Consider the following 13,506-nt stretch of genomic DNA (forward strand, 5'->3'; position numbering starts at 1 on the left):
TTATGGCTTGCCCATATTCTTGGAGGATGTCAGCCGTGTGGCTTGCGCCTGCAACTGAGTCAATTCTTCGTCGGCCTCGTGCTCGGAGGCCTGCAACTCGATGGCGCGGCGACGGCCATCAAAGTCGGCGTAGCGCTCGCCGATAGTGGCTTCCATCCGTTCCCGCGAGATCCGCCCGGAACCGATGAGCAATGAGCGTTCGTTAAAGCTGAGGAAACGATCTGTTTGCGCGACCCAGTCGATCATGCGGGTCTCGATGCGTCGCATCGCGCGGTCCTCGGCAAAATCCAGGAACATGGTGACCAACCGATCGAGCTGGTCGAGTTCTTCGTCATCAAGGTAATTTTTGGATATAACTGCATCGGACTTGCGGACTTGATCTCCGGCCCAGGTAGTCAACGCCATGTTGGCTGCGTCAGGATTTGCACGCTCCACGATCAGCTCTGCAGCGGTTCGGCCGGTAACCGCAAACACTAGTTTGTTTTGGATGGTGGCGAAGAAGGTTTTGGCCGTGGGCACAGTGCCGTCGTAGTCGCTGCTACTGGTTTTGAATAGGTCACGTAACCTTTGGTAGAAGCGCTTTTCCGAACTACGGATATCGCGTATGCGGCGCAGCAATTCATCGAAGTAGTCGGCGCGCTCGGCATCCTTCAAGCGCTGGTCGTTCAGCACGAAGCCCTTAACCAAATATTCGGCAAGCGTGGAGCCCGCCCAGCGCCGAAACTGGCTGCCACGTGGAGAGCGCACGCGGAAACCGACCGCCAGGATCATGTCCAACCGATAAAGCTGAACAGGTCGACTAACGCGCCGGCTACCCTCGATTTGAACTGTCAAGGAATCCTTGACAGTTGCCTCTGTTGACAACTCGCCCTCTTCGAGAATGTTGCGGATGTGCAGGCTCACGTTCTGCTTGGTGGTGTCGAAGAGGTCGGTCATCTCACCCTGGGTGAGCCAGACCGTGCCGCCGGCGGCGCGTAGGTGGACGTCGGTTCGTCCGTCCTCAGTGCGGTAGAGGATCAGTTCGCCATTGCTCTCGTTCATGCGCGCTCCTTCTTCTGGCGAGCATTCTTTGTTTTTGGTTTCTCGGCGACCGCGACACGCGCTCCGCGGATCCGATCCAGCAGTACGCTGGCAGGTTCGTCACTTGGTTCCTGTGGCACTAGTTGACCGGCGAAGGCGGCCCTTAGGATGTTCTTACGTTGGGCGGAAGCCTGCCTGATTCCAAGCGCTGCGGCCTCGTCTTGATCACGGACACTGGATAGCGAATCTGACAGTCTTTCGACCAGCAGGAGTTGCTCGTGCATCGGCGGAATTGGTACCGGAAGACGCTCAAGGATCTCGAGATTTATGTTTTTCTGGGCCGTTGCGGGAGCCTCATCCTCTAGCTTCTGCTGCGCTGTGCGGATGTAGTACTCGACGTATTCCACCGACACTGCATCACTCGCTGGAAGAAAGCCTACGACGCTATCGGGAAAGCAGGCCTCCACCGCAAGCAATGCCGTCTTACCGATGTTTGCGGCGATCGTTATACAGAGGGTCTTCGTTGGCCACAACCGACTTTGCGCGAGCCCGGCCTCGCTATAGGTGATGGATGCTTTGCGAACGAAGGTGTCCGAATCCCGAATGTCCCCAGTTTGCACAAAGGGGTAAGGGCCGCCGTACAAATGCGGGGCGTTTCTTGGCCGATGCTTGGAACGACCGCGGTCAAGCCATCCGATTTGGGACAGGGTGGCCCATACCCATCCTTCTGGAAGCTCGGAAAAGTCGGTGGTGTCGAGAGATATCGGCTCAGGGTATTTATTCCGCCAATCTCCCGGAGGAGTCTTGCCTTGTTCAATAAACTTAGCAAGTTGTTTTGCCTCCCAGTGTGCGCGACGATCGGTGAGAATGCTTTGCAGCAGGTCGGTGCCGATTTCCCTCGGTCTTCTGTTCGCGATGCGGGCCATACGCCAGTCGGCGGTCAGTGCGCCTTCCATCGCCGCCTTCAGTAGTGATTGGCGATACTGCTCAAGCTTACGCTGCAACACCTTCAACTCAGTCACGCCAGCATCGAGGTCGGAGAACAGCTCTTCGAGCTTCTTGACGATTCGGTATTGCTCGCTCTTAGGCGGCAACATGAATTTGTAGTTGGAGATGTCTCTAGGACGAACTGCTGGATAAAGCGCCCCTTGAACAAGGCTCGACATTGTGTCGATGAAGTGGTCCGTCTGAACGAGGTAGTAAAGGAACTTCGGCTCGACCCAACGTGTACGCAGAACATGAAATCCGGTTGAAGCAACGAGTTGCGATTCCGAGCAAGGGACCATTGCCACTGCGTTCAAGTTTGGTCGCGTCATCGACACCAATACGTCGCCGGGAGCAACGATCTGCCTAGCTCGGCTAGGAGCCTCGTCGAGCTCGAGGAGCCTCTGTTCGCGCAAGGCTTTTGCCTCACGGTCAATGCTGCCGATGTCCAGATAGACAAAAGCCCTAGTCGGCCCAGTTTGCGCAACATGGCCCTCAACGACCTCGGCGAGCGTGGTCAGTGCGTAGCCCGGTGCAATCAACTCAGCAGACCGGTCGTGCTTCGAAATCAAGCGACTAACTCCTCGTTCATTTCTGTCAGCAGTTCATCGAACTGCTCGCCAAATACTTGCCATACTTTCTGCAGTCCACCCTTGTCGGCTAGCTGCGCATAGTCGAAATCTTCGCGACTGATCGAACAACTAGATGCGACGTGATCCTTCATCAAACGTAGCCACTCGGTTTGTTCCAGAGTAAACGCCGTGGCGCGCTGCGCATTATGGCGGAATATCCACTCCTGGAAACGCTTGTCGACACTGTCAGCGAACGGGCGTAGTTCTTCGTCGAGGCCCAATGCGAAGCGCACGAGTGCGATCAGGTCGGTGAGCTGGCGGCGGATTTCGGCGCCTTTGACCTTGCCGGCCTGGACACGTGCGTAGGCCGACCACAGCCGCTCAGTGGTGAGCATCAGCGGTGGCCGAGACAGTACGTCGTGCAGATCCTCAATCATGGCGAAGGTGAGCAGCCGACGCCGGTAGGGCTGCTGGTAGAAGAAATCCAGCGCGGTGATCTCGTCGCGGTGTACGCGCAAATAATCGGCGAATACCTGAATGGTGGCCGTGGCCTGCGCCTCTGCCTGTGCGCTGAATCCGGTCGAGACCACTTGGTCAATGTTGATGTGATCGATGAGCTGTTCGTGCTCGCGGCGGGCGGAGTCGATCAGATCGCGCAGCTTGGGATCGTCGAACGGTTGACAAGCCGCGGCAACTCGGCGACGACGTGCGGCGTCCAATTCGTCGGCCGCGAGGACGTCCTCGCTGGACGTGATGCCGGCGGCATTGGCGGTATCCAGCGCATCGGCCACGATCCGATCGGGATCCAGCGCTATAATCAGGTTACGCGCGAGATCATTGAGGCTGCGGCCATCTGCAACCTGTTTGATCCGGGTCAAAGCCTTATCGTCTAGCTGCTTGGCCAATCGCACCAGACGGTTGCCGAGCGTGAGTACCGTGTCGTCATCGCGGCTACCAATCGCAACACCCTTGAGCAGATTGTTCAGCGAGACGGCAGGCATTTTTTCCAAGGGTCGGCTTTCGGTTTTCAGCGATTTTTCCACCCCGACGGCGTCGATCAAAACGAAGTGTGTCTTAGCGCTGTCGGCGCTACTGCTGACCTTCTTCAACGATTCCGCATCAAGGCTTCGCACGCCGCGGCCTTTCATCTGCTCGTAATAGCCCTTACTGCGCACATCGCGCATGAACAGCAGCACTTCCAGTGGCTTCACATCTGTACCGGTAGCAATCATGTCGACCGTGACGGCGATACGCGGGTGGTACTCGTTGCGAAAGTTGGACAGGATGCTGTCCGGGTCTTCCTCGGCCTTGTAGGTCACCTTCTTGCAGAATGCATTGCCTTCATCGTAGACCTCACGCACGGTGCGAATAATGTCATCCGCGTGGCTGTCGGTTTTGGCGAAGATAAGGGTCTTGGGCACTTCAGCGCGATTAGGATAAATGCGAGTTTCCACCGCCGTTTTCATCGCTTGTATCACCTGGCGGATCTGGCTGGGGTTGACCACCGATCGATCGAGGTCAGTTCTGCTGTAGGTCGTGTCTTCCTCGGTCTGAGCCCAGCGCTTCTTGCGAGTCTGACGGTCGCGGTGATCGATCCATTCTTTGGCCTTCAGCTCGGCACCGGCGCGGGTGATCTCAGTTTCGATCTCGTAGACGTCATAGCCCACGTTGACGCCGTCAACCACCGACTGTTCGTAGCTGTACTCAGCAACCACATTTTCGTTGAAGAAACCGTAGGTACGCTTGTCTGGGGTGGCAGTGAGGCCAATCAGGAAAGCATCGAAGTAGTCCAGCACCTGCTTCCATAGGTTGTAAATGCTCCGATGGCACTCATCGATGATGATGAAGTCGAAGGTCTCAATCGGCACTGACGGGTTGTAACGGACCAGCTTGGCCTGTTTGTCCAACGCCCCTAATTCCGCGGTAGATATGTCCTCGGCCGATTCGTCGATCGGCTCGCCGGAGAGGATGGAGTACATGCGCTGGATGGTGCTGATGCAAACCTGCCCATGAGGATCGATGTTGCTGGAGGACAGTCGCTGCACGTTGTAGAGCTCAGTGAACTTCCGGCCGTCATCCGGCGGCGTGTAGGCCATGAACTCCTGATGCGCCTGCTTGCCAAGGTTTCTAGTGTCGACCAAGAAAAGAATGCGCTTGGCTCCGCCGAACTTGAGTAGACGGTATACAGACGTGATGGCGGTGAACGTCTTACCCGCGCCCGTGGCCATATGGACCAGTGCGCGGGGTTTGTTCATAGCCAGCGATTTCTCCAGGCCGGTGACGGCACTGACCTGGCAGTCACGCAAGTTCCGCTCCGGAAGGGGCGGCATCTGGGTCAACCGACGGCGCAGTGTTTCTGGCAGTGCGGCCCAATCCGCTAGAGTCTGGGGCTGAAAGAAGTAAAACAGTTCGCGGGATCGTGGCACTGGGTCTGCGCCATCGGTAAAGAAAAGGATCTGACCGGTGCTCTCGTAGAGAAAGCGCAGCGGCAATCCGCCCTTGTGCCATTTCAGCGAAGCACCGGCATAGCGTTCCGTCTGGGTTTCATGGACGCTCAGGTTCTCGCCGGCCTCGTCGCGCTTGGCTTCGATAACTCCCACGGGGTTGCGATCAACGTAGAGAACGTAATCTGCAGGCCCGGTGTCGGTCGGGAACTCGCGCACGGCCACGCCCTGGGCGGCGCCCAGGTTTAGTTCCTTGATGTCCTGGACAAGCCAGCCCGCTGTTTCCAGCTTCTGATCGATCAGGAGGCGGGCCTTGGCCTCGGGCGTCATGCTTCGGGCCTAGTGGCCCCTGCCAGCCAACCGTGGGCGGCGACGCATTGATTTGGAGCCACCTCGGAAGCACTCCCGCTCTCGCCGCGAACCATCCTTATCTTTGCCATTGGAGCCCCCTTGCCAGTTGGGGCCTAATTTACGCACATAGCGGAACGCCGTCCCAGAAGATCTCCAAGGCGAAGATGTCACGGAGTCTCTCGGAAGGCACTTGCTCAAGATATTCGCATGCAAGTCAACTACTTGCGTGGTATTGCGCTGTAATAACGGCCCGTCGTTGACATGCAGGCTTATAACGTATAAATTGGAACTGCAATATACGATTTATACGTTATGAGAACGCAATGACAAAAACCGTATCGCTGCCCGACGATGTTTATGCGCAACTTGCCACATTGGCACGCCCCTTCGTTGATCGGGAGCCTAGCGATGTGATTCGACGCCTTGTCGTACAAGAAATCCTTGCCCTAGGCAATTCTTCTAACGGTAAGGCTAATAGCGCTCATTCGATGAAGCTAGTGGGTCGTGCACCCAGGGAGCGCGGCGTAACCATCATGCTCGATGGGACTGCCATCGATGCAGATACTGTCCCTGACCTTATTGAGAAAGTAGCCGCCTTCCTTTTCGATAGTGGCTATTGGTCGAAGCTTCTGGCGATAGCACCGTACAAAACCAGCTCGCGACGCTATCTCTTCTCCAAGACACCGGTTCACCCCAGTGGTAAGAACTTCTTCTCTGAGCTCAAGTACCGGGATCTCTATTTTGAGGTTCATAAGAATTACGCCACGTCGCTTGAACAGCTCCGTCGCCTTCTCGGAAAATTGGGAATAAACCTAACTTTCTAACGGGTCGCGTTCACAGATAGCAAGCCTCGATAAAAAAGCCCCGCCGGCGATCAATGAGATCTCGGCACCAGCAGGGCTTTACATCAGGCGGAACTCAACTACCGCGAGCAACCATCAGATCGCGTAATACATCTGGAACTCCAGCGGATGCGTGCTGGCGCGGTAACGGGTCACTTCCTGCATCTTCAGCGCGATGTAGCTGTCGATGAAGTCGTCGGTGAACACGCCACCGGCCTTCAGGAAGTCACGATCCTTGTCCAGCGCCTCAAGGGCCGCGTCCAGGCTCGAGCATACCTGCGGGATGTTCTTCTCTTCTTCCGGCGGCAGGTCGTAAAGATCCTTGTCCGACGGCGCGCCCGGGTCGATCTTGTTGATGATGCCGTCCAGCCCCGCCATCATCAGCGCGGTGAAGGTGAGGTAGCCCGACTGCACGGGATCGGGGAAGCGCAGCTCGATGCGGCGGCCCTTTGGGTTCGACACATACGGGATGCGGCAGCTGGCCGAGCGGTTGCGGGCCGAGTACGCCAGCATCACCGGGGCTTCGAAGCCCGGCACCAGGCGCTTGTAGCTGTTGGTGGAGGAATTGGCGAAGGCGTTGATGGCGCGGGCGTGCTTGAAGATGCCGCCGATGTACCACAGCGCCGTCTGCGACAGGCCGCCGTAGAGGTCGCCGGCGAAGAGGTTCTCGCCGCCCTTGGACAGCGACTGGTGCACGTGCATGCCCGAGCCGTTGTCACCCACGATGGGCTTGGGCATGAAGGTAACCGTCTTGCCGTTCTGGTGGGCGACGTTCTTGACCACGTACTTCAGCGTGATGAGTTCATCCGCCTTCTTCACCAGCGTATTGAACTTCACGCCGATCTCGCACTGGCCGGCATTGGCCACTTCGTGGTGGTGCACTTCCACCACCTGGCCCAGCGACTCGAGCACCTTGCACATATCGGCGCGCAGGTCGCCCAGGGTGTCCACCGGGCTCACCGGGAAATAGCCGCCCTTCACGCCGGGACGGTGGCCGGTGTTGTTGCCTTCGTACTTGTAACGCGAGCTCCACGCGGCTTCTTCAGAGCCGATTTCGTAGAACACGCGGCCCATGTCGTTCTGCCAGCGGACCGAATCGAAGATGAAGAACTCAGGCTCCGGACCGAAGAACGCGGTGTCGGCGATGCCGGTGCTCTTGAGGTAGGCCTCGCCGCGCTTGGCGATCGAACGCGGGTCGCGGCCGTAGGCCTGCATCGTGCTGGGCTCGAGCACGTCGCAATGGATGACCAGCTGCGTGTGCTGGGAGAACGGATCCAGGTAGGCCGTATCAGGATCTGGCATCAGCACCATGTCCGATTCGTTGATGCCCTTCCAGCCGGCGATCGACGAGCCGTCGAACATCTTGCCGTCCTCGAAGGTTTCCGCGTCCACCGCATGGGCCGGGAAGGTCGTGTGATGCTGCTTGCCCAGCACATCGACGAAGCGGAAGTCGACGAACTCGACATCGTGCTCCTGCATCAGGTCAAGCACGTTTTCAACGGAGGACATGGGGCGAAACCTCGGGTTTAGTGGGTGAATGGATCGTCCATAGCAATGGATGTGCCAAGCCAAGCTTGATATACATCAATGACTTGACGGCGACGTTGCACAGCGATTGCACCACCATGGGGCATTGCAAATGCGTGCCTCCCCAGTATGTCGCGCGGCGGTGCAGGGCGAAACCCTTTGCAGCGCATAGGCCTTAAGCTAGGCCGCTCCCTTACCTGCCGGAATGTTTCGTGGGCGACCTCCTCAACTCCATCCTGCTCGGCATCATCGAGGGCATTACCGAATTCCTCCCCATCTCCAGCACCGGTCACCTGCTCATCGCCGAGCGGTGGCTGGGCGAACGGTCGGACACCTTCAACGTGGTGATCCAGGCCGGCGCGATCCTGGCGGTTACCTTCATCTACTGGCGGCGTGTGTGGGAACTTGTCTCGCAATGGCGCGATCCGGCCAACCGCGATTACCTGGCCAAGCTCGCCGTGGCCTTCCTGATCACAGCCGTACTGGGCTTCATCGCGGTGAAGATGGGCTTCAAGCTGCCCGAGACATTGGGACCGATCGCCTGGGCGCTGGTGATCGGCGGCCTGTGGATGCTGGCGGCTGAGAAACTGGCCGAGCGCAGCGTCGACCGTACGGAGATCACGTGGCGCACCGCCATCGTGGTGGGCCTGCTGCAGATGGTGGCGGGGCTGCTCCCCGGCACGTCGCGATCGATGGCAACGATCTTCGGCGCGATGATGGCCGGCACCACCAATCGCGCGGCGGCCACGGAGTTCTCGTTCCTGGTGGGTATCCCCACCATGTACGCTGCCAGCGCCTATGAGCTTTACAAGACACTCCACCACGGCAACGGCATCCATGAGGACTGGACCTCGCTCGGCGTGGCCTTCGTGGTGTCCGCGGTGGTCGCCTTTATCGCCGTGAAGTGGCTGCTGGGCTACATCCGCAGCCATCGCTTCACGCCATTCGCGATCTACCGCATCGTGCTGGGCGTGGGCCTGCTGGTCTTCCTGAAAGTCGGCGGCTGATGCAGTACCGCCTGCTCGATCTGGGCATCGACACCGAACGCCAGCGCGTTACGCGCGGCGAGGATGTCCTTCCCGTGTCGGGGTTGAGCTTCCGCTTGCTGGCCTTCCTGCTGACGCAGGGTGATCGGGTGGTCGGCTTCGATGAGCTGATCGACCAGGTATGGGCGCCGGCGGTGGTGGGCGAGGAAACCGTGACCCAGCGCATCAAGCTGCTACGGCAGGCGCTGGGCGATGAAGGGCGGCAGCCGCGCTATATACGATCGGTGCGCGGACGCGGCTACCAGCTGGCGGCGATGCCGAGGATCGAGGGTGAAGACTTGCCCGCGCCACCACCGCGGCGATGGCCCTGGTGGGTGGCGGTGGGTGTTGCCGGCGCGTTTGCGGCTGCCTGCGCGGCTTACCTGTGGCTGCACAGGGTCGACCGTACGCCGCCGCCCGATCCACGCAGCCCCTTGTTGGTACGTGCCTCGTACTATGCCGCGATCGGGCAGCACGACAACAACGAACGCGCGATCGAGCTGTATACCGATGCGCTGAACCAGGCGCCGCTGGACCGCGACGCCATGCTGGGCCTCAGTCGCGCAATGAGCGCCCGCGCCTGCCTTTACAATGGCGACCGCGATGACGTCGAACGCGGCCTGGAGCTGGCCAACCGCCTGCTTGCCATCGACCCTGCCCGTGCCGCCGCGTGGTCGGCGAAGGGTTATGCACAGGATTGCGCCGGCCGCATCGACGAGGCGATGTCCGCCTATGCGCACGCCGTGCAACTGGATCCCGCCGACGATGCCACGCGTGCCTCCCTGGCCTATCTGCACCAGGAGAAGGGCATGCTGGCGCAAGCCCTGCATGAGAACCTCTCGATGCACGGCGACGGCAGCAAGGTACGCTTTCGCGAGGTGCAGATCGGCCGCGAACTGGAATTGCTCGGGTTCACCGCCAACGCGCAGATGCGCCTGGAACGCAGCTTCCGGCTTTATCCCGACAATGTGTTCTCCAATCTGGCCTGGCCGCGCTCGCTGTTCCTGCAGGGTCGTTTCACGCAGGCAGCGTCGGCGCTGGCCGTGGCGCAGGAACGCAACACCCCGCACGTGGACCTGGACATGCTGTCCGGCGAACTGGCCCTGCAACGCGGCGACCGCGCCACCGCGGAAGCTGCCTTCCAGCATGCGGCGCGCCTGCGACCCCTGATGAGCCTTCCGACCACGCTGCTGGGGATCTATGGCCCGGGCGGCGTCGATCCGGCGTGGACCGCCGAACGCGTCGACGAATTCGACCACCAGCTGGTGGGCAGTACGCCGTGGCCATCGCAGTATCTGGAACTGGCGATCCTTGAATTGTCACGTGACCGCAAGGCGCCGGCAGTGGCGGCGATCAATCGCGCGATCGACGCCGGCTACCGTGACCAGGCCTATCTTCAGGTCTCCCCGCTGTTTATCAAGCTGGCGGGCGATCCCGGTTTTGCCCACGCCCTGGATCGCATCGCCGCCGATGTCGCCCGCCAGCGCGCCGAAGTACTCAATGCGAGCTGGCGGCCGCCGGACCTGCCGCCCCCGTCGCACTGAGCACGTAGTCGCTGAAGATTTTCTGCGATTGCGGGTGTGCGTAGCGCTGGTTATAGGCATGGCTGGTAAGCACCGTCACCAGACGCAGTTCGGGCACCACGAACACATAATTGCCGCCATTACCCGACATGGCCCAGGCCACGACCTCGCGGCCGGCTGTCTTGAAGTGGAAACGCCACCAGAAATAGCCGTACTCGGCATCCTCCCTGGCCTTGGCGTGCGGCGTGAGCATCGAATGGATGAATGCCGCCGATATCACCTGCCGACCCTGCCAGCGGCCATCATCCAGCGCGAGCTGGCCGAGCTTCGCCAGGTCACGCGCGGTGTAGCGGGTACCACCGCCACCCATGCCGATGCCCTCGGCAGAAACATTCCATTGCACGTGGTTGATGCCCAACGGCTTTTCAAGAACGTCAGCGGCGAAGGCCGATAGCGGCCTGTGCGTGGCGCGTTCGATGACGGCACCGACGGTGAACGCGCCAGCGGTGCAGTATGAAAACGAACGCCCGTAAGGACTATCCGAAGGCTTTGTCATCCACGGCGCGAATCCCTTCACCGGCAGCGAAAGCGCGAACGTGAGCCAGCGTTCGCTCACATACATCCGCTCCTCATTGCCGGTGGAGAACTGGTTGTCGTCGTCACATTCCCAGATCGAGCTCATCGTCATGAGGTCTTCGACGGTGATGGCGCGCTTGCGCGGGTCCACCTCGTGGTAGTCGGGAAAGAAGTCGTACACCTTCGCATCCACGCCCTTCACCAGGCCGCGGTCGATCGCTGCGCCCATCAGCAGGGCGGTCACGCTCTTTGAAGCTGAGCGGATGTCGTTCAGAGTGTCGGCGGTATTGCTGTTGAAGTAGTGCTCGTACACGGTGCGGCCGTCCTGGACCACCAGCAGGCTGGTGATGTCCTTGAACGTGTTGTCGGCGATCTTCGGCTCCACCGCCGCAATGCGGGCCGGGTCCAGGCGCTGCGCTGGCGGCGACGCATGCGCGGCCGACGCAAGGGCGAGGGCGGCGACGGAAGAAAAGACCAGGGCAAACGACTTCATCACTTCAAGCTCCATCGGCGTGCGGCCCACTGCCGCTTCGGCCATCAGGCCACGCCGCCGAATGAAGTGCCTGAAACGGCAAGTGAAGAATTATGAAGGCGCGGCAATCACCGGAAACGAAGTGATCCGCAGCTTTGCCACGGCGTAGGGCACCAGGGTAAGCGTGGTAGCCGGCTCGTCGATGGCGGCCTTCGGCTGGGCCGGTACCGGATCGGCCGCGCCCTCCTCGACCTTCCATCCCGGTACCGGCCGGCCTTCGACGGCCAGGGTAAGCGGCGGTGGGCCCGCAAAAGGCGAGACGGGCAGCGCGTGCTCGCTGGCAACCACCCCGGCGCCCGTCGATACGCCGTAGTTCCAGCGCGAGCCCGGGTAGACCTGCCAGTCGGCGGTGAGGCCTCGCTTGCGCCAAAGCACCCAGTTCTCTTTGATGGGCAGGGAAAAGACCAGGGCGCCGAAGGTGAAACTGTGTGAGCCATTGAAACCCGCCTCGGCGATCGGGCGAGCGTCGAAGGCGAGCTCGACCGTATCGGCGGCCTTCCAGCTACGCTCAATCGTGGCGAAGCTGCCGGGCGCACCGGCGGCCACGGGCTTGCCGTTCACCTTGATCGCGGTATGCGGCGACCAGCCGGGCATGCGCAGTCGCAGTGGGAAGGCCACCGGCGATTCTGGATGAAGGGTGATCCTCACCTGCTGTCGGAAGGGGTAGTCCGTGGCTTGCTCGAGCCTCAGCGGAATCCCGCGGACCGTGGTCGAAACCTCACACGGGGCGTAGGCGGCAGCGGCCAACCCGCCGTCGGCCGTGGCCATCCACAGGCTGGCGGTGAACTTGGGCCAGCCCTGGTGGAAGTTGGCCGTGCAGCAACCGAAATGCGGATCCAGGCCGAACAGGTTCGCTTCCGGACCATTGGTGGTCCAGGGCCGGCGGTGCAGGCTCGATTCCACCTGATTGGGCTGCTGGTCGTACTGGTGCGCCCACATGTCGTCGGTGAACGTGCCCGGCAAGGCATTGAAGGCGATCCGCTCCAGGCGATCGCCGATGGCCGCATCGCCGGTAATGGCCAGGGCCAGCTCCAGCGAGTACATCGCCTCCACCACGGCGCAAAGCTCCACGCCCTGCGACGGGCTGCGTCCGGCCAGGTGTTCATCGGCCGAGAACATGCCGTTGGGCAAGCCGTGATATTGGTCGAGCATGGCCAGCTGGTGATTCACTGCCTCACGGTCGGCGCTCTTGCCCGATACCTGCGACCACACCGGCGAGGCCTTCAACGCCTGGGCGTTGTTCACGCCATGCACCTGCAGCCCGATGTCTTCCATGAAGGCATCGCCGCCATGGGCTTCTTTCTTGATGGCCTCGGGATCCACCTTCGTCTTGAAGGGGAAGTTGGCAAACATGCCCTGCCAGTCGTAGCCCTGGGCCTGCAGCAGCTTCGCCAGTTCCAGCAGGCGGGGATCGTGCGTACGGCTGTAAAGCCACACTACCGATACCAGCTCGTCCTGCCAGCGCATGCGGCCCCAGTCGCGCAGCGGACGCGCGGGCAGCGCCTGCAGCTGGTGAACGAAGTAATTCGTCATTAAAGGAATAACGCGCGGATCGCCGGTGAGCTCGTGGAACTGGGTGAGCACTTTGAGCATCACCATGCGCGGCCACCAGTCGTCGTTGCCGTGTGGGCCGAACATGCCATCGGGCCAGGGATGGTCGAGCGTGAAGTCAATGAAGCGGCGGGCCTTCGCCTTCAGCGGTTCAGAGTCCAGCTGCCAGGCCAATGGCAGCAGGCCGTCTAGAAAGTAAGGTCCGCGCTCCCACGACTCACCCTTGCCACCCAGCCATCCGCTGTCAGGGCCGACATCCGGCCAGGTCTCATCCAGATGTCCGCCCAGGCCGTCGGCCTGTATCTGCAACTGGCGGCGCAGCCAGCCGGTGGGCTTGATCGCGCCCGTAGGCAACAGCTGGAAGGGTTGCCGCGCCAGGGGCGATGGCGGAAACACTACCTGGCGGAACGATGCATCGGCATCGCCCGCGCTGTGGCTGTCGCCGGATGCGGGAGCCGCGAAAGCAACGCCACCGAAGCTGAGGGCGGGAGCCGCGACGGCGGCGCCCGCGGCGCGGATGAAGGCGCGCCGGCCGTTACGTACGTCCGTATCGACCATG

Annotated in this window: 9 protein-coding genes; 3 read left to right on the top strand and 6 right to left on the bottom strand. The window is 60.8% G+C overall.

Annotated elements, in window-relative coordinates; genetic code table 11:
- From VGM61_RS12985 to VGM61_RS12995, 3 genes are read right to left on the bottom strand one after another with little or no spacing between them, the layout of a single operon-like run.
- Window positions 1-1,041, bottom strand: a complete 1,041-nt coding sequence (locus VGM61_RS12985; RefSeq protein ID WP_331523253.1) for a virulence RhuM family protein — start codon at window positions 1,039-1,041, stop codon at window positions 1-3.
- Window positions 1,038-2,576 (bottom strand): restriction endonuclease subunit S, encoded by a 1,539-nt coding sequence (locus VGM61_RS12990; RefSeq protein ID WP_331523254.1) that lies wholly within the window; start codon window positions 2,574-2,576, stop codon window positions 1,038-1,040. Before VGM61_RS12990 ends, VGM61_RS12985 begins: the two co-directional genes overlap by 4 nt.
- Window positions 2,573-5,350 carry a type I restriction-modification enzyme R subunit C-terminal domain-containing protein gene (locus VGM61_RS12995; RefSeq protein WP_331523255.1) on the bottom strand — a complete coding sequence of 926 codons (2,778 nt, stop codon included), beginning with the start codon at window positions 5,348-5,350 and terminating at the stop codon, window positions 2,573-2,575. The genes VGM61_RS12990 and VGM61_RS12995 overlap by 4 nt, the downstream gene beginning before the upstream one ends.
- 344 nt (window positions 5,351-5,694) lie before the next feature.
- Between VGM61_RS12995 and VGM61_RS13000 the strand changes: the two genes are divergently transcribed.
- The gene (locus VGM61_RS13000) at window positions 5,695-6,195 is read left to right on the top strand and encodes a hypothetical protein (protein ID WP_331523256.1); all 501 of its coding nucleotides are present in this window, start codon (window positions 5,695-5,697) and stop codon (window positions 6,193-6,195) included.
- 114 nt (window positions 6,196-6,309) lie between these two features.
- Here the strand turns inward: VGM61_RS13000 and glnA are convergent, their stop codons facing one another.
- Entirely contained in the window at window positions 6,310-7,722 is a 1,413-nt protein-coding gene (gene glnA, locus VGM61_RS13005) for a type I glutamate--ammonia ligase (protein WP_331523257.1), read from the bottom strand.
- A gap of 230 nt (window positions 7,723-7,952) precedes the next feature.
- Between glnA and VGM61_RS13010 the strand changes: the two genes are divergently transcribed.
- Both VGM61_RS13010 and VGM61_RS13015 read left to right on the top strand, forming a co-directional pair.
- A complete protein-coding gene (locus VGM61_RS13010; RefSeq protein WP_331523258.1) occupies window positions 7,953-8,747 on the top strand; it encodes an undecaprenyl-diphosphate phosphatase in 795 nt (264 codons plus the stop codon).
- Entirely contained in the window at window positions 8,747-10,309 is a 1,563-nt protein-coding gene (locus VGM61_RS13015; protein ID WP_331523259.1) for a winged helix-turn-helix domain-containing protein, read from the top strand. The genes VGM61_RS13010 and VGM61_RS13015 overlap by 1 nt, the downstream gene beginning before the upstream one ends.
- Here the strand turns inward: VGM61_RS13015 and VGM61_RS13020 are convergent.
- Both VGM61_RS13020 and VGM61_RS13025 read right to left on the bottom strand, forming a co-directional pair.
- On the bottom strand, window positions 10,263-11,402 hold the full coding sequence (locus tag VGM61_RS13020) for a serine hydrolase (protein WP_331523260.1): 1,140 nt from the start codon (window positions 11,400-11,402) through the stop codon (window positions 10,263-10,265). The two genes, VGM61_RS13015 and VGM61_RS13020, sit on opposite strands and share 47 nt — an antisense overlap.
- 45 nt (window positions 11,403-11,447) lie before the next feature.
- On the bottom strand, window positions 11,448-13,505 hold the full coding sequence (locus VGM61_RS13025) for a beta-L-arabinofuranosidase domain-containing protein (protein WP_331523261.1): 2,058 nt from the start codon (window positions 13,503-13,505) through the stop codon (window positions 11,448-11,450).
- Window position 13,506: the final 1 nt, after the last annotated feature.

It is taken from the genome of Pinirhizobacter sp. (assembly GCF_036499745.1).
Taxonomy (GTDB): Bacteria; Pseudomonadota; Gammaproteobacteria; order Xanthomonadales; family Rhodanobacteraceae; genus Pinirhizobacter.